Annotated in this window: 14 protein-coding genes; 9 read left to right on the plus strand and 5 right to left on the minus strand. The window is 61.1% G+C overall.

Annotated features, from left to right (window positions below; all coding sequences use genetic code 11):
* The first annotated feature begins 151 nt into the window (after positions 1-151).
* From ACA065_RS05645 to ACA065_RS05680, 8 genes are all read left to right on the plus strand, one after another.
* Positions 152-1483 carry an amidase gene (locus tag ACA065_RS05645; RefSeq protein ID WP_497693658.1) on the plus strand — a complete coding sequence of 444 codons (1332 nt, stop codon included), beginning with the start codon at positions 152-154 and terminating at the stop codon, positions 1481-1483.
* 11 nt (positions 1484-1494) lie between these two features.
* Complete coding sequence (locus tag ACA065_RS05650) at positions 1495-2373, plus strand: polysaccharide deacetylase family protein (protein WP_003234086.1); 879 nt, start codon at positions 1495-1497, stop codon at positions 2371-2373.
* A 62-nt stretch (positions 2374-2435) separates the two neighbouring features.
* Positions 2436-3776 (plus strand): MFS transporter, encoded by a 1341-nt coding sequence (locus ACA065_RS05655; protein ID WP_497693659.1) that lies wholly within the window; start codon positions 2436-2438, stop codon positions 3774-3776.
* A gap of 10 nt (positions 3777-3786) precedes the next feature.
* The gene (locus tag ACA065_RS05660; RefSeq protein ID WP_497693660.1) at positions 3787-4548 is read left to right on the plus strand and encodes an SDR family NAD(P)-dependent oxidoreductase; all 762 of its coding nucleotides are present in this window, start codon (positions 3787-3789) and stop codon (positions 4546-4548) included.
* Between the two features lie 135 nt (positions 4549-4683).
* Positions 4684-5433, plus strand: coding sequence for an SDR family NAD(P)-dependent oxidoreductase (locus ACA065_RS05665; protein ID WP_497693661.1), 750 nt, complete (start codon positions 4684-4686; stop codon positions 5431-5433).
* Between the two features lie 13 nt (positions 5434-5446).
* Entirely contained in the window at positions 5447-5743 is a 297-nt protein-coding gene (locus ACA065_RS05670) for a hypothetical protein (RefSeq protein ID WP_497693662.1), read from the plus strand.
* The gene (locus tag ACA065_RS05675) at positions 5740-6714 is read left to right on the plus strand and encodes a CobW family GTP-binding protein (protein WP_497693663.1); all 975 of its coding nucleotides are present in this window, start codon (positions 5740-5742) and stop codon (positions 6712-6714) included. The genes ACA065_RS05670 and ACA065_RS05675 overlap by 4 nt, the downstream gene beginning before the upstream one ends.
* A complete protein-coding gene (locus tag ACA065_RS05680) occupies positions 6711-7889 on the plus strand; it encodes an ABC transporter substrate-binding protein (protein ID WP_497693664.1) in 1179 nt (392 codons plus the stop codon). The genes ACA065_RS05675 and ACA065_RS05680 overlap by 4 nt, the downstream gene beginning before the upstream one ends.
* A gap of 40 nt (positions 7890-7929) precedes the next feature.
* On the opposite strand, the gene ACA065_RS05685 is transcribed toward ACA065_RS05680, so the two are convergent.
* Together ACA065_RS05685 and ACA065_RS05690 are read right to left on the minus strand one after the other, a co-directional pair.
* Positions 7930-8526 (minus strand): hypothetical protein, encoded by a 597-nt coding sequence (locus tag ACA065_RS05685; RefSeq protein WP_497693665.1) that lies wholly within the window; start codon positions 8524-8526, stop codon positions 7930-7932.
* Between the two features lie 46 nt (positions 8527-8572).
* Positions 8573-9187, minus strand: a complete 615-nt coding sequence (locus ACA065_RS05690; protein WP_497693666.1) for a hypothetical protein — start codon at positions 9185-9187, stop codon at positions 8573-8575.
* A gap of 285 nt (positions 9188-9472) precedes the next feature.
* On the opposite strand from ACA065_RS05690, the gene ACA065_RS05695 reads away from it, so the two are divergent.
* A complete protein-coding gene (locus tag ACA065_RS05695) occupies positions 9473-11809 on the plus strand; it encodes a putative bifunctional diguanylate cyclase/phosphodiesterase (RefSeq protein WP_497695306.1) in 2337 nt (778 codons plus the stop codon).
* Positions 11810-11944: 135 nt separating this feature from the next.
* Here ACA065_RS05695 and ACA065_RS05700 read toward each other — a convergent pair whose 3' ends face one another.
* From ACA065_RS05700 to ACA065_RS05710, 3 genes are all read right to left on the minus strand, one after another.
* The gene (locus tag ACA065_RS05700; RefSeq protein ID WP_497693667.1) at positions 11945-12178 is read right to left on the minus strand and encodes a hypothetical protein; all 234 of its coding nucleotides are present in this window, start codon (positions 12176-12178) and stop codon (positions 11945-11947) included.
* A 298-nt stretch (positions 12179-12476) separates the two neighbouring features.
* Positions 12477-14894, minus strand: coding sequence for a glucose/quinate/shikimate family membrane-bound PQQ-dependent dehydrogenase (locus tag ACA065_RS05705; RefSeq protein WP_497693668.1), 2418 nt, complete (start codon positions 14892-14894; stop codon positions 12477-12479).
* A 436-nt stretch (positions 14895-15330) separates the two neighbouring features.
* On the minus strand, positions 15331-17349 hold the full coding sequence (locus ACA065_RS05710) for a TonB-dependent receptor (RefSeq protein ID WP_497693669.1): 2019 nt from the start codon (positions 17347-17349) through the stop codon (positions 15331-15333).
* Between the last annotated feature and the right edge of the window lie 163 nt (positions 17350-17512).

Consider the following 17512-nt stretch of genomic DNA (forward strand, 5'->3'; position numbering starts at 1 on the left):
GCGCAATTTTGCTTCCTACAAAACCATCTAGCCCGTAGTTCTGGGCGATAAACCCTGTTCGCAGCAAAACGGTTGCACAGAGACTGGCACGAAAGCTGCCTTTATTAAACGTACATTTTATTAATATGTACGTTTTATGAGGTCCGTTCTGATGTCAGACGCCACATCAATGGCCGAGGCTTTTGCCAGTGGTCGCAGCGACCCGGTGCAAGTGCTCGAACAGGCACTTCTCCACGCGAGCATGGCCCCCAGCGTATTTATCTCCCTGACTGCCGAGCGTGCCCGCCGTGAGGCCGAAGCCTCCGCCGCTCGTTGGCGTGCCGGCCAGCCTTTGAGCGTGTTCGATGGCGTGCCCCTGGCCTGGAAAGATCTGTTTGATCTGGCCGGCAGCGTTACCACTGCGGGCGCCGCGTACCGTCGCGAGGCGCCCGCGGCCTTGCTCGACGCGCCGAGCGTGGGGCAGCTGTGCCGCGCCGGGATGGTCAGCGTGGGCAAGACCAACCTCAGCGAACTGGCGTATTCCGGCCTGGGTTTGAACCCGCATTTTGGCACGCCCTACAACCCCAGCAGCGGTGATCAACCGCGCATTCCCGGTGGTTCATCGTCGGGGTCGGCGGTTGCCGTGGCCGCCGGGATCGTGCCGATCGCCATGGGCACCGACACCGCCGGCTCGATCCGCATTCCCGCCGCGCTCAATGGCGTGGTGGGCTACCGCAGCAGTTGCCGGCGCTACAGCCGTGACGGCGTATTCCCGCTGGCGCACACCCTCGACAGCCTCGGCCCGCTGACCCGCAGCGTGCGCGATGCACTGGCCATCGACGACTTGCTCAACGGCCGCACCCAAACCCACAGCCCGCGCAGCCTCAAGGGCCAGCACTTTGTGCTTGAGCAAGGCGCACTCGAAGACATCGAGCCCGCCGTACGCAATAACCTGCTGCGCGCGGTTGACCAACTCAGGGCCACAGGCGCGCTGATCGAGGTGCGTGCGTCAGCCACCTTCCAGGCCACCCTCAACCTGATCAAGCAGTGTGGCTGGCTCGGCGCGTTCGAAGCCTTCGCCTTGCACGAAGCCTTACTCGACAGCCGCGATGCCGAGCAACTCGACCCGCGCGTGCGCAGCCGCCTCGAAGCCGCGCGCGCATTGCCCGCCAGCCAGTTGCTGCACCTGACCGATGCGCGCCGTCGCCTGCAACTCCAACTGGTCGACGAACTCGACGGCGCCGTCTTGATTACCCCGACCGTTGCCCATGTCGCACCGCCGTTGGCCGCGCTTGAAGCCTGCGACGATCTGTTTGTGAAAACCAACCTTGCCACCCTGCGCCTGACCATGCCCGGCAGCTTGCTCGACATGCCTGGCGTCAGCCTGCCCAGCGGCCGCGATGCCCAGGGTTTGCCCACCGGGTTGCTGCTCAGTGCCCCAATGGGGGAAGACGCACGCCTGTTGCGCACGGCGCTGTCTGTCGAATCCGTAATGACTATTTAAGGAGACACACCATGGCTAAAGACATCCTCTGTGCATTTGGCGTCGACGTAGACGCGGTCGCCGGCTGGCTCGGTTCCTACGGTGGCGAAGACTCGCCGGACGACATTTCCCGTGGCCTGTTCGCCGGTGAAATCGGCGCGCCGCGCCTGCTTAAATTGTTCGAACGCTACGGCCTGCGCACCACCTGGTTTATCCCAGGCCACTCGATGGAAACCTTCCCCGAGCAGATGAAGGCCGTGGCCGACGCCGGGCATGAAATCGGCGTGCACGGCTACAGCCATGAAAACCCCATCGCGATGACGGCGGAGCAGGAAGAAATCGTCCTGGATAAATCCATCGAGCTGATCACCCAAGTCACCGGTAAACGCCCAACGGGCTATGTCGCGCCGTGGTGGGAATTCAGCAAGGTCACCAACGAGCTGCTGCTGAAAAAAGGCATCAAGTACGACCACAGCCTGATGCACAACGACTTCCACCCTTACTACGTGCGCAAGGGCGACAGCTGGACCAAGATCGACTACAGCCAGCACCCCGACACGTGGATGAAACCCTTGGTGCGCGGCGAAGAAACCGACCTGGTGGAGATCCCGGCCAACTGGTATCTGGACGACCTGCCGCCGATGATGTTCATCAAAAAAGCCCCCAACAGCCACGGCTTCGTCAACCCGCGTCACCTGGAAGAAATGTGGCGCGACCAGTTCGACTGGGTCTACCGCGAGCACGAACACGCGGTGTTCACCATGACCATCCACCCGGATGTGTCCGGTCGCCCGCAAGTGCTGCTGATGCTCGAGCGCTTGATCGAACACATCCAGAGCCATGCCGGCGTGCGCTTCGTCACCTTCGACGAAATCGCCGACGACTTTATCCGCCGCCAACCGCGCACCTGACCTGAGTCATCCGTGACCTGTGGCTAGTCGGCGTTTGCCCCCAACCCTGCGAGGCGCGATTTATGTCCATCTACAACAAGCTTGACCTGACTGGCTGGAAACCCCGGCAACTGAGTTCCCAGGAAGTGCGCTTCGCCACCTGGATCGCGTTTTTCGCCTGGGTGTTTGCGGTGTATGACTTCATCCTCTTCGGCACCTTGCTGCCGGAGATCGGCCGGCACTTCGGCTGGGGTGAAGTGGAGCAAGCCGAGATCGCGACGTGGGTGGCGGTGGGCACGGCGGTGGTCGCCTTTGCCATTGGCCCGGTCGTCGATAAGTTGGGGCGGCGCAAAGGCATAATTTTCACCGTGGCCGGTTCCGCGCTGTGTTCGGCACTCACCGCGATTGGCGGGGCGTGGGGCAAGTCGCCGCTGATTCTGATCCGTTCGTTGGGCGGCCTGGGCTATGCCGAGGAAACCGTCAACGCCACTTACCTGAGCGAGCTGTATGGCGCTTCGCAAGACCCGCGACTGACCAAGCGCCGTGGGTTTATCTACAGCCTGGTGCAGGGCGGCTGGCCGGTGGGCGCGTTGATCGCCGCCGGTTTGACTGCGTTGCTGCTGCCGATCATTGGTTGGCAGGGGTGCTTTATCTTCGCGGCGATCCCGGCCATCGTGATTGCGATCATGGCGCGCAAGCTCAAGGAGAGCCCGCAGTTCCAGATTCACCAGCGCATCAGCGAGCTGCGTAAACGCGGCGCTGTGAAAGAAGCGCAAAACGTCGCCGTGACCTACGGCGTGGACTATGACGAGCACAGCAAGGCTGGCCTCAAAGCCGCCTTCCGTGGCCCGGCCCGCCGCGCCACGCTGGTGATCGGCGCCGCACTGTTGCTCAACTGGGCGGCGATCCAGGTGTTCAGCGTGCTGGGTACTTCGGTGATCGTCAGCGTGCACCACATCTCGTTCGAGAACTCGTTGATCATCCTCGTGCTGTCGAACCTGGTGGGGTATTGCGGCTACCTGACTCACGGCTGGATGGGCGACAAGATCGGCCGTCGCAATGTGATCGGCCTGGGCTGGATGCTCGGCGGCCTGGCGTTTGCCGGGATGCTGTTCGGCCCCAGCAATATGCCCATGGTGGTCGGGCTGTACAGCCTGGGCCTGTTCTTCCTGATTGGGCCGTATTCGGCGGCGCTGTTCTTTATCAGCGAAAGTTTCCCCACCAGCATCCGCGCCACCGGTGGCGCGATCATCCATGCCATGGGCCCGATTGGTGCGGTGGTGGCAGGCTTTGGCGCCACCCAAGTGTTGTCCGCCGGCAGTGACTGGCAAACCGCCGCGCTGTGGTTCGGCGCGCTGCCGTGCTTTTTGTCCGGCGCGCTGATGTTTGCCGCCCGCCATGTGCGCCCGGAAACCGTTCAGTAAGGAGTATGCGATGAGCCGTAAAGTTGCCCTGATTACCGGCGCTGCCAGCGGTATCGGCCAAGCCCTCGCCGTGGCGTATGCGCGCAGCGGCGTGGCGGTAGTGGGCGGGTATTACCCGGCCGACCCGCATGACCCGCACACCACCGTGGCCCGGGTGGAAGAGGCGGGCGGCGAGTGCCTGATGCTGCCGCTGGACGTGGGCGATAGCGCCTCGGTGGACGCGTTGGCCGCGCAAGCGGTGCAGCATTTCGGCCGCCTGGATTACGCGGTGGCCAATGCCGGTTTATTGCGCCGCGCGCCGTTGTTGGAAATGACCGATGAACTGTGGAACGAGATGCTCAATGTCGACCTCACGGGGGTGATGCGCACCTTCCGCGCAGCGACGCGGCATATGAATGAAGGCGGCGCGCTGGTGGCGATTTCGTCGATTGCCGGTGGCGTGTATGGCTGGCAGGAGCACAGCCATTACGCGGCGGCCAAGGCCGGCGTGCCGGGGCTGTGCCGTTCGTTGGCGGTGGAGCTGGCGCCGTTGGGGATTCGTTGCAATGCGGTGATACCGGGGTTGATCGAGACGCCGCAGTCGTTGGATGCGAAGAACTCCCTCGGCCCGGAAGGTCTGGCCAAGGCCGCGCGGGCGATTCCGCTGGGGCGGGTAGGGCGGGCGGATGAGGTGGCTTCGCTGGTGCAGTTTTTGACCAGTGATGCATCGAGTTATCTGACTGGCCAAAGCATCGTCATCGACGGTGGTTTAACCGTGCGCTGGCCCGACTGAAGGCATCCAATCCAAATGTGGGAGCGGGCTTGCTCGCGAATGCGTCGTGTCAGTCGATGCATTTGTTACTGACCCACCGTATTCGCGAGCAAGCCCGCTCCCACATTGGAACTGTGTTTGTCCAAGGAGACTTGTATGTCCCAACTCGTTAACCGCCGCGCCGTCATTACCGGCGCAGGCAGTGGCATTGGCGCCGCCATCGCCCGCGCGTATGCGGCCCAAGGCGCGCGATTACTGCTGGCCGACCGCAACGCCGCCAGCCTTGCCGAAACCGCCATCACCTGCCGCAACCTCGGCGCCGAGGTCTTCGAATGCCTGGCAGATGTGGGCACTGTCGAGGGCGCCCAGGCCAGTGTCGACCGCTGCGTCGAGCACTTTGGCGGCATCGATATTCTGGTCAACAACGCTGGCATGCTCACCCAGGCGCGTTGTGTCGACCTCAGCATTGAGATGTGGAACGACATGCTGCGCGTTGACCTCACCAGCGTATTCGTCGCCAGCCAGCGCGCCTTGCCGCACATGTTGGCGCAGCGCTGGGGGCGGATCATCAATGTCGCCTCGCAACTGGGCATAAAGGGCGGCGCGGAGCTGACCCATTACGCCGCTGCCAAGGCCGGGGTGATCGGTTTTACCAAATCCCTGGCGTTGGAAGTGGCCAAGGACAATGTGTTGGTCAACGCCATCGCACCGGGCCCTATCGAAACGCCGTTGGTGGGCGGCATCAGTGCTGACTGGAAACGTGCCAAGGCTGCCGAGCTGCCCCTGGGCCGTTTCGGCCTGGCCGATGAGGTGGCGCCCACCGCCGTGCTGCTGGCCAGTGAACCCGGTGGCAATTTGTTCGTCGGCCAGACCCTGGGCCCGAACTCCGGCGATGTCATGCCATGAGTGAGGTGTAGTCATGTGCGGACTCTGCGGTTTGCTCGGCGAAGACCTGCACTGGAGCGACCCCTTGGGCGATGAACTGCCCAGGCGCCGCGAACGCCTGCGCCGGATCGCCGCTATCAATCAGGTATTGGCGGTGTTCCGGCTCAAGGTCGAGGACTTTCAAGGCGCGTCGTACCTGCTGTTGGGCGCTACCGGCAAGCAGGCACTGGCGAGTGGTTTGGACCAACTCTGGCTGGAGGCTGAACGCATGATGGGCCGCCCGCTGGACCCGCTTGATCCTCGGTTGCTCGATCACCTGGAGGCCTTATGAGCATCGCCCTTAACGTGATCACCGGTTTCCTCGGCAGTGGCAAAACCACCTTGCTCAAACGCCTGCTACAGGGCGAAAGCCTTGGCGATACTGCGTTGCTGATCAATGAATTCGGCGATGTCGGTATCGATCATCTGTTGGTCGAAGAGGTGGCGCCGGACACTGTGCTGCTGCCCAGCGGCTGCGTCTGCTGCTCGATTCGCGGTGAGCTGAAAGATGCGTTGCTCGGCCTGTTGCAACGGCGTGAGCGTGGCGAAATCCCGGCGTTCAAACGGGTGATCCTGGAGACCACTGGCCTGGCGGACCCCGCGCCCATTCTCGCCACGCTGAACAATGACGTGCAATTGCGCGGGCGTTTTCATATTGGCTTGGTGATTACCTTGGTCGATGCCAGCCACGCCACGCTGCAGGAGCGTTTGCACCCGGAATGGCTGGCCCAGGTGGCGGCGGCCGATCGGTTGTTGCTGAGCAAGACTGACCTGGCGGGCGACAGCGAAGCACTGCGCGCTCATCTGCAGGCACTCAACGCCGGCACGCCGATCCTCAATACCCATGAGATTCACAGTGGCGATCAATTGCTGCTCGGCGAAGGGTTGCGCAGTGCCGAACCCGCCGCCGAAGTCAGCCGCTGGCAACTGCATCAAACCACCACGGCCACCCACGGCGCGGCGCAAGTGTGCTGCCTGAGCTTCGACCAGCCGTTGGACTGGGTTGGCTTCGGGGTGTGGTTGTCGATGCTGTTAAGATGCCACGGCGAACGAATCCTTCGCGTCAAAGGACTGCTCAACGTGAACGCAAGCTCGGCCCCTATCGTCATTCATGGCGTGCAGCACTGCCTGCATGCCCCGGTGCACTTGCCTGCGTGGCCGGGCACCGACCGCCAATCGCGGCTGGTGTTTATCCTGCGTGGCCTCGACCCGGCGCTGCTGCGGCGCTCTTTCGACGTGTTCTCCCGACGGTTTGCGGCATGATCACATTGCGCGTGTTGGGTACGTCTGTGACCTTGTTGGAATGCTTGCGCGTGCGGGCGGAGCAAGAGTTGGGAATTCGCCTGGTGTATCAGGTGCACGATGTCGCGCAGGCCCAGCGCATCGCGGTGATGCAGCCCGAAAGCTACGACCTGTACGACCAGTGGTTCCACAACGTTGACTTCGTGTGGCCGGCGCGGGCGATCCAGCCCATCGACACGCGGCGCATTGCGCTGTGGCACGAGATCAACGACCTGCCCAAACGGGGGCGGCTGTCGGCCAACGACCGGCTGGGCAGCGGCAGTGTGCCCAGCGAACGCCTGTTCGTGCAGCACGACGGCAACCTCGGCAGCACGGTGACCGAGCGCATCAGCATGCTGCCGCTGACCCACAACGCCGACAGTTTTGCCTACCGCCCGGAGCGTTTGCCCGAAGGGTTCAGCTGCGGCAATGAAAGCTGGGGGTGGCTGCTCGACCCGGCTTGGCGCGCGCGCACCGCGCTGCAAAGTGATGCCGCGATTGGTGCGCTGGATGCCGCGCTGGCGGTGCAGGGCGCGGGGTTGGCGCAGTTCAGGGACATCGGCAATATGAGCATCGAAGAGATCGATGTGCTCGCCGACATCCTGGTGCGCAAGCAGAAAGAAGGGCATTTTGCAGCGTTCTGGTCGGATGACGAAGAGGCGGCGCAGTTGATGCTCAGCCCGAGCATCGATATCCAGAGTTTGTGGTCGCCGACCTTGATGCGTTTGCACCGCGCCGGGGTGAAATACCGACTGGCGGTGCCCCGCGAAGGCTATCGCGCCTGGTTTGGCGGCTTGTCGTTGTCGCGCCACGCTCAGGGGCCGGTATTGGATGCGGCTTATGCTTATCTCAATTGGTGGTTGTCGGGGTGGCCGGGGGCGGTGATGGCGCGGCAGGGTTACTACATCGGCAACCCGGCGCGAACGCGTGATCATTTGAGCCGTGCTGAGTGGGATTATTGGTACGCGGGTTTGCCTGCGCGGGAAGAGTTGCCTGGCAGTGACGGGTTGCCGCTGATCGATGTCGGTGAAGTTCGCGATGGTGGCTCGTATGAGCAGCGCATGGGGCATGTTGCCGTGTGGAATTCGGTGATGGATGAGCACAATTATCTGGTGCGGCGCTGGGGGGATTTTATGCGGGCTCGGGCCACGGGGTAATGGGCCCGTAGAAAGGGCCGGAGTACCGACCCTGTAGTCATCAGCAGTTTTTTTTGGGGCGAGAAATAACGGGTTTGCCTGGTTTTATCGACGGCTTGGAGCGGCGCGCATCATGCCAGCCCACTACCAGGAAGTTTTTACAGAAACGACGCACCAGTTCGGTGTCGGCGACGTTGACGTTACCGTCGTTATTCACATCCCAGCTCACAGTGGTGCCGTTACCGGAACCATCGCCGTTGGTATACAAAGCCGCCGTGTAGGCAATGGTTTCATCGCGAGGCTCACCCTCGCCATGATGAAAGTGCAAGCGCACGGTATCGGGGATGCCGTTCGCGTCGAAGTCTTCGGCAAACACCCTGAGGTATTTATTGAAAGGCGCATCCAGGCTAAACCAACTGAACTCAATGAATTGTTGGGCGAACTCAAGCGCCATCACCTCATCGAGTTTGTCGGCGATACCGTTGTTGTTGATGTCGTCGGCCAGGCTCCAATCAAGTTTGCCGTCGCTGTTGATATCGAACAGTGTGGCGTTTAAAGCAAGAGGCTGCGCCAGCACGTCATCGTAAAAGTTCAGGTAAACCACATCAGGTTTGTTGCGGTCAGACACATCGTGTGCACGCAATATCAAGTAGCGCATAAAAAACACCTATAGAAAGAAGAGGGCGAGCAAGCAGCATCAGCCACTACAACGTCGTACCGTCAGCCGCGCACTTTCTTTGCGCTCGAGCGTTATTCCAACCGCACTTTAAAAAGTCACGACACAGGTCTACCACGAGCGCGCTATCCAAAGGGTCGGTTTTCGAATCCCCATTCACATCCGCGTTGAGAGTGACATAGCGCCCGGCAGGGTCATTGAGAAAAACACAGGCAGCGGCATTGACCAATGTCTCATCGGTAGGCGCCCCTTCGCCTTCGTGAAATCTCAGCCGGACCAGGTCGGGCTTGCCATCAAGGTCAAGGTCTTCGGCAAAAATTTCAACATAGCGGTTAAACGGCCGATCCACCTTCCACCAGTTGAACTGCAGATAACTTTTGGCCAAGGCACGGGCCAAAGCGCCATCGACTTTATTACTGACGCCAGTGCCATTGATGTCATCAGCCAGTACCCACTTTAAACTTCCGTGGTCATGTTCGGGCGTATTCATAACTAGCGCTTCAGCGGCGGCCTTAGGGTTTACGCCATCAAAAAACTCTAAATAAACGGCGTCGATGACATCATTATCGTAGTCGTCCTGTGCCGTTATTTTTAAATAACGCATAGCCACTTCCTTGGGGAAAAAGAAAGTCGATATTTTCATGCCTCGCCTCAGCACGCTACGGACGCCATCAGACGCAAAGTGTCGGAAAGCGGACATTGATGTGCATGACTTTACAGCCCAAGTCAGCTGACTGCCGTCAATAATGTGACGGCCAGGTTGCAGGTTTTACTAGGTTTACTTATCCAAAGTCCCAGCTAATCTGCTAAAACCAACTATCCAACAAAAATAGATGTTTTTTTGACACTTGGTCAGCAGCCGCCAGGAATGCGTATGACAAAGGGACGAATCGGCAAAGCACGGCGAACGCTGCCAGAGGGCACGGCAATGAAGTGGCGCCACACCTTCCAAACCCGCATTGCCGGGGTGCTGGCGCTGTTGCTGCTGGTGGTCGTGGCCGCCACTTACTTCGCCGTCAAGGCCGCCACTGCGCGTGCCGTGGAAAACCAGGCCCAGGTGCAACTCACCACCGGCAGCCAAGTGTTCGAGCGCTTGCTGGACCTGCGCGGTCGCCGCCTGCAATACGGGTTGGACTGGCTCACCGTCGACGGCCCCTTCAAGCAAGCGGTGATCGAGGGCAACGATGAATCGATTCTGACCGCGTTGCGCCGGCATGGCACCGTCCTGCACGCCACTGAAGTGTTTGTGTTGGGCCTGGATGGCAAAGTGATGGTCGGCACCTTACCCGTGCTGACGCGCGGCCAGTCGTTTCCCTATGAAGAGGCCTTGCGCCATGCGCGGCGCAGTGGCCAGCAAATGCTCATCGTCGCCCTGGACGGCCAGCCCTATTTGCTGGTGCAGGAAGAAGTGCTCAACCCCGAGCCTATCGCCCGCGTGGTCATGGGGTTCCCCATGGACACGCTGTTCGCCAATGAGCTGCGTTCGATGAGCAACCTCGAGGTGTCGTTCCTCAGTGCGCAGGACGGCCACGTCGGCGAGTTGTTCAGTACTCAGCCGCCGGCCTATCAGGCCTCCATCATCGAAACGCTGCACCAGGCGCACCTCAACCCTGAAGCCCAGATCACGCTGTTTCACGGGCAGCGCGTGCTCAGCCAGGTACTGCCGCTGGCCAATACCGGCGAGGGCGATGAGGTGCGCGTATTGCTGCAAAGCCCGCTCGACCATGCGCTGGAATCCTTTGCGCCGTTGGACCGGCAGTTCCTGTGGATTGCCCTGGTGGTGTTGCTGGTGTCGCTGGTGGCCGCATTGTTTTTGGCGCGGCGCGTCTCGCGCCCGCTCAATGCCTTGGTCGAGGCCGCCGAACGGATTGGTGCCGGTGACTATCACACGCCGGTGCGGGTGCGCAGCCACGATGAGTTCGGCTTGTTGGCCCGTGCCTTCAACGCCATGCAAAGCGGCATTGCCGTGCGCGAGCGACAATTGGCCCATAACGCCCTGCACGACCCGCTCACCGGCTTGCCTAACCGCGCCCTGGCCATGGAGCGCCTGGGCAGTGCGATCAGTGCGCGGCGGCCGGTGGTGTTGCTGTACCTGGGGATCGAAAACTACCGGGTGATCAACGAAGGCTTTGGCCCTCAGGGCGTAGAGGAGATGCTGCGCGAAGCCAGCCGATGTTTGTCCATGAGCCTGTTGGCCAGCGACACCGCGGCGCGCATCGCCGGCAGTGAGTTTCTGCTGTTGCTGGAAAACACCGAGATCGACCGCGCCGTGGCCCGTGCTGACCGTCTTTACGGGCTGCTCACCGAACCCCAGCGCATCGGCAACGACGAAGTGCGCCATGAAGTCAGTATCGGTATCGCCGCCTACCCCGCCGACGGCCAGCAGGTGGAGGAACTGCTCAGCCGCGCGGCCATTGCCCGGCATGATGCGGCGAGCCTGCCCGGGCATCTGCAGGTCTACCAGCAAGACCGCGACCTGGCGCACCAGCGCCAGATCACCCTGATCCGCGACTTGCGCCGCGCGGTTGTCGAGGGCGAATTGTTCCTGTGTTATCAGCCCAAACTCGACCTCAACCATGGGCACGTACGCCAGGCGGAAGCCTTGCTGCGCTGGCAGCATTCGACACTGGGCCAAGTGTCACCCGCCGAATTCATACCCTTGGCCGAGCGCACTGGCAGCATAGGCGGCCTGACCCTGTGGGTGATCGAAGAAGCCATCCGCCAGATCGCCGACTGGGCGCAGCGCGGGTTGCACATGCAGCTCTCGGTGAACATTTCGGTGGACGACCTGGCCGATGATGACCTGGCCATTCGCGTCACCGCGTTGCTGATGCAATACCAGGTCTTGGCCGAGCACCTGATTTTCGAGATCACCGAAAGCGCGATCATGCATAACCCGCAGCAGGCCCTCAGTGTGTTGGAACAATTGCGCGCCTGCGGCATCAGCCTGTCGGTGGACGACTTCGGCACCGGCTATTCATCCCTGGCGCAATTGCAGCGTTTGCCGGTACAGGAATTGAAGATCGACCAGTCGTTCATCCGCAACCTCGACAGCGCCAGCGCAGACGGCGTGATCGTGCGTTCGACCATCGAAATGAGCCACAACCTGGGGCTCAAGGTAGTGGCGGAAGGGGTGGAATTCGAACCCAGCCTGAAGCTGCTCAAACAGTGGAAGTGCGATACGGCGCAGGGGTATCTGATCAGCCGGCCGTTGACTGCCATGGCGTTTGAGAGGTGGATGCGGTGTGAGCGGGTGCCGATATGAAAGTCTTGTAGAGCAATAAAGTGGATCTGCTCACCGGTACAATATCGATGCACGCTCTCTTGTGCTTTAAATAAATAGTTAGGGGGGAGGGCTATAGACTGTATGTGTATATAGCCCGTATTGTCATACCGTTTTTTAGGAGATGTAAGTTACGTGTTCCATGTTGTAGCCCGTGACTTTTCCGTTCTCCTCGACCTCGAAAAGTCGTGTATTCATGTCGTAGCTCACAAGCTTTGCGTTATGAAGGGACGAGTTGTTATCTTTGACGTACGTGAATGAGATATTTTGGTAGAGTCGTGCTTTGAATGGTTTTTCAACCTCCGTAGTGGAGATGGTATCCGTTTCGCTGCCTATGCCTTTGCCGTTCATAAGTCACCTCGTTTGGGGGGAGTGTTTTTGATCCACTGTGCTGTGTCTGTTCTCAAGTAACGTGAGAGTGCCAAGTCTGGTGCAGGCAACCGTTAAATGGATACTGTGAGAACTCACAGTATTTAAGAAGGTTTGGGAATAGAGAGAGGCGTTATTATTTCGGGGAGCACGATTTCCCAATAAAGTTGAGTCAGAACGGGTTCCAAAAAATAGGGTTTTTCCCGTGAGCGCGCGACCCACAGACACAAAAGGCGGCTACCCGTGAAGGTAGCCGCCTTTGTTTTACCGCCGGTATTGCTTAGTCCGGCAGTTTGAACGCCATCACATAGTCACCCTGCTTGGTGCCCAGCGAGCCGTGACCGCCGGCCATGACCAGCACGTACTGCTTGCCGTCCTTGCCGGTGTAGGTCATCGGTGTGGTTTGCGCGCCTGCAGGCAGGCGGCCTTCCCACAACTGCTTGCCGTTTTTCACGTCATAGGCGCGCAGGTACTGGTCGAGGGTGCCGCTGAGGAAGGCCACGCCACCGGCCGTGGTGAACGTACCGCCCAGGCTAGGCACGCCCATGGTCAGCGGGATCGGGACCGGCGAGCTGTCGCGCACGGTGCCGTTCTTGTGCATCCAGATGGTCTGGTGGTTGGTCAGATCGACCGCGGCCACATAACCCCACGCCGGTGCCTGGCACGGCAGGCCCAGAGGCGACAGCAGTGCTTCGAGGATCACGCCGTACGGCGCGCCTTTGTTTGGCTGCACGCCTTCGGTTTCGCTGACACGTGGGCCTTGCTTGGCGATGTCGGCGGCCGGGATCAGTTTGGATTTGAACGCCATGTAGCTCGGGTTCACGAAAGCAATCTGGCGAACCGGGTCGACGGAAATGCCGCCCCAGTCGAACACGCCGAAGTTACCTGGGTAAACGATCGAACCTTGCAGCGATGGCGGGGTGAACGGACCGTCGTAGCGCATGGATTTGAAATCGATACGGCACAGCATCTGGTCGAACGGGGTCACGCCCCACATGTCGCGTTCTTTCAACGGCGGCGGCATGAAGTTCAGGTCGGATTTCGGTTGGGTCGGCGAGGTGTGATCACCGGCCACTGCGCCTTGCGGTACAGGGATTTCGTTGATCGGCACCACCGGCTTGCCGTTGCTGCGATCCAGCACGTAGATGCTGCCTTGCTTGGTCGACGCCATGACTGCTGGCTTGACGCCGTCAGCGGTTTTGATGTCGATCAGCGACGGCTGGCCGCCCACGTCCATGTCCCACAGGTCGTGGTGGGTGAACTGGAAGGTCCACTTCACGTGGCCGCTGTCGATGTCCAGGGCGGTCAGGCCGGCGCTGTATTTTTCCGAGTCTTCGGTACGGTCGCCGCCGTATTGGTCGGGCATCTGGTTGCCCATCGGCAGGTAGAGCATGCCGAGCTTTTCATCGACGCTGAACATGGACCACATGTTCGGCGAGTTGCGGGTGTAGGTCTTGCCCTCGGCCAACGGGGTGGTGTCGTCCGGGTTGCCGCTGTCCCAATTCCACACCAGCTTGCCGGTGTGCACGTCGAACGCGCGGATCACGCCGCTAGGCTCGTCGGTGGAAACGTTGTCGGTCACGTGACCGCCGATCACGACCAGGTTCTTGGTCACGGCCGGTGGCGAGGTGGAGTAGTAACCGCCTGGGGCGAAGCTGCCGATGTTGGCACGCAGATCGACCTGGCCTTTGTCACCGAAGTCTTCGCACATCTTGCCGGTGTCGGCGTTCAGGGCGATCAGACGGGTGTCGGCAGTCGGTACAAAAATGCGTTTCGGGCACACCGCGCTCACCGGCGCGGCGCTGGCGCTGCCGGTAGGGCTTTGTTCGGAGGCGTACACCGCGTCATCGTGATACGACACGCCACGGCAGGTCATGTGCGCCCAACCTTTGAAGTTCGCAGCGCCTTCGCTGCTGATCTTCGGGTCGAAACGCCAGATTTCCTTGCCGGTGTCCGGGTCCAGGGCAATCACCTGGCTGTGTGGCGTGCACACGTAGAGCATGCCGTTGACTTTCAGCGGGGTGTTTTCCGCGGTGGTTTCACCGGGATCGCCTGGGCCAGGAATGTCGCCGGTGCGATAGGTCCACGCCGGCACCAGCTTGTGGGCGTTTTCCGGGGTGATCTGGGCCAGCGGCGAGTAACGGTCACCGAAGGCCGAGCGGCCATAGGAATTCCAGTCGCCATCGGCCTGGGTCGGCGCAGCGCTGGTCATGCCCGGCACGGCGTCGCGGTCCAGTTGGCCGGTCTTGACCATCTCACCTGGGTTGGTGAATTGGCTGGCCAGGGCGGCAGCCCCTGCCAGCACTACGGCCACGCTCAGCGCGCCAGTGCCCAGCGGCGCGGGTTGGCCACGCAGCAACGGACGGCGAAACCACGGAAGCAACAGGACGATGCCCAAGGCGAACAGCAGGGCCAGGCGCGGCACCAACTGCCACCAATCCAGGCCGACTTCCCACAGTGCCCACACGGTACTGGCGAACAACACCAGTGCGTACAGGCCCAGCGCAGCGCGGCGGGTAGCCAGCAGCAAAACGCCGGTGAGGGCGATGCCGATACCGGCCAGCAGGTAGTACAGCGACCCGCCGAGCATGCTCAGCTTGACGCCGCCGGCCAGCAAGGCCAGCCCCATGATCAGCAGCAAGACGCCTAGCAGCCTGGGCAGCAGGCGGCTTGGGCTTGAGGCACCATCAGTGCTCATAGTGTGTTTCTCCGTTACGTTGGAATTATGTAACCCCGTGCTTCACTGTAGATGACGATTCGGCGCGGGCTTGGTTCAGCGTTAATTCGGTTTTTCTGGGGATAAGAGGGTTATCCACAGGCGGGCGATTTAGTCCCAGGCGCAGGTCGGTGTAAGACAGCGCTGTCTCTGAGGAGGGGTGAATTCGGCAAGATGGGATCGACCGCGGGAGTGAAACGTTTCAGTTTGTTGCGGCAAGGATAAAGCGCCTTCTCGTTTTGAGAAAGACTAAATCGAGAGATGCATCATTTCAGATCTGGTAACAGTGACAGAACGTCGCTGCAAAAGGTCAGTGGGAACTGGCGTGTGTGGGAGCTGGCTTGCCTGCGAAGGCATCACCTCGGTGTAACTGGAAAACCGAGGTGTCTGCATCGCAGGCAAGCCAGCTCCCACAGGGTTAGAAGGTCGTACGCACGCCGAACTGCACGCTTCTACCCGGTGCTGGCGCGATGTCGCGCAGGATCGAGCTGGCATACCGCACGGTCTGGTTGGTCAGGTTTTCGCCGTTGACGAACGCCAGCCATTGGCTGCCGCCGACATTAAAGCGATAACCCGCGCTGGCGCCCAGGGTGGTGTAGCCATCGGTGCCGCTTTCGTTATCCGGCACACGCCCTTGGCCCGCCGCGTGTTCCACGTCGATGCGCGCTTGCCAACGATCCAGTTCCCACAGCAAACCACTGTTCAAGCGCAGCGGCGCGATGCGTGGCAAGGCTTCGCCGGTATCCAGGTTGGTGGCGCGGGTGTAGTCGCCCGACAGTTCCAGGGCGAACTTGCCGTAGGCGCCTTCCCCCAGCTTCCAGTGATCCTGGGCTTCGAAGCCGGCGAAACGGGCGCGTACGCCGGAGTATTTGTACTCGGGGATGCCGCCCGCGTCCTCTTCACCTTCATCGTTCAGCGTACGACCTGTGCCCAACAAGCCGATGTAATTGGAGAAGCGGCTGTAGAACACGCCGAAGCTGCCCTTGTGGGTGCCATTGTCAAAGCGCAACGCGAGGTCACTGGACACGGCTTTTTCTTTCTTCAGGTTGGCGTCGCCCAACTCGTAGGTGCCGGTGGCGACGTGGGCGCCGTTGGCATACAGCTCATAGAAGGTCGGCGCACGCTCGGTATAGCCCAGGGTCGCGGCCAGGGACCAGATGGGCGTGAGGGTGTACACCGCGCCCGAGGACAGGCTGCCGGCAGTGAAGTCATTGGTTTTGTCGGCATTGGCAAAACGCGCGTTGCCCTTGGCATCCGGGTCGACACGGGTGTGTTCCAGGCGCCCGCCGAGGCTGAGTTTCAGGCGCTCGGTGGCTTGCATCTCTTCAAGGATAAACAGCGCGCCGGCGTTGGTGTCGGTCTGCGGCACGAAGGCTTCTTCACCGAGGGCCGAAAACTCGTTGCGGGTCACCTGTGCGCCGACTACGCCATCGAACGGGCCGATCGGCTGATGGCGCGCTTCCACGCGGGCCTCGTAGCCCTTGTTCTTGAACACCGTGCCGGTTTCGCCGCCTTCGATTTCGCGGTGCTCGTAGTCGGTGTAGCCCGCGTCGAGTTTCACCGAGGTAAACGGGCTTTGCAGGTTGCGGATCTCGGACGCAAAGGCGTAGTGATCCTGCTTCATGCGGATGCGCACATCCTGTTCGGCGGGTGAGCCGTAATTGGCGTCGTAGTTGCTGTAGGACAGCCCGGCGTAACCGTCGTCCCAGGTGTAGGAACCGCCTACGGCGCCGCCGTCCTGGCGCCCGTCGCTGTTGCCCAGGCGCCCGTCTTTGCCTGGGCCGTCTTCGGTGGCCGGAGCGTGACGGCTGCGCGCAAAGCCTGGGATTTTCAGGTCGTTGAATTCCCGCGCATTCGCGTCCAGGTGCAGGGCGAAGGTGCCGTTGCCGGCTTCCAGTTTGCCCGCGCTGCTGCGGGTGGTGTCGGCGCCGCCGTAGCGCAATTCGCCGGCACCGTGAATGCCTTCGATGGCTTCGGTGGGGATGCGGTTATCGAACGTGTTGACCACGCCACCGATGGCGCTGCCGCCGTACAACAGGGCGGCCGGGCCGCGCACGATTTCAATGCGCTCGACATTGACCGGGTCCAGCGGCACTGCGTGGTCGTAGGACAGCGACGACGCATCCAGCGCGCCCACACCGTTGCGCAGGATGCGAATGCGGTCGCCATCCTGGCCACGAATGATCGGCCGGCTGGCGCCTGGGCCGAAATACGACGACGACACGCCCGGCTGTTTGTTCAGGGTTTCGCCGAGGCTGCCTTTTTGTTGCAGGGTCAGGTCATCGCCTTCCAGCACGGTGGTGGGCGAGGCGAGTTGTTCGCTGCCCAGCGGGTTGCCGGTAATGACTTGGGGTTGCAGTTCAAGGGCGTGGGCTTCGGAGCAGATCAGCAAGGCGGCGGCGAGCGGGGTCAAGCGCCAGAGAGAAGAGAGGGACATCGGACATTCCTTGGCAAAACGGCACAAAAAAAGAGAAGACTTAAAAACGGTATCGAATCAGTTACTTTTGATAAGTATAGTTACAATATAACATCTCTTTTTTGGCTGAAAAGGGGAACTTTTCCACAGGGGCTATATTCAATGCAGTGCTTCCACCGGTAAG

The organism is Pseudomonas sp. LBUM1640 (assembly GCF_059716225.1).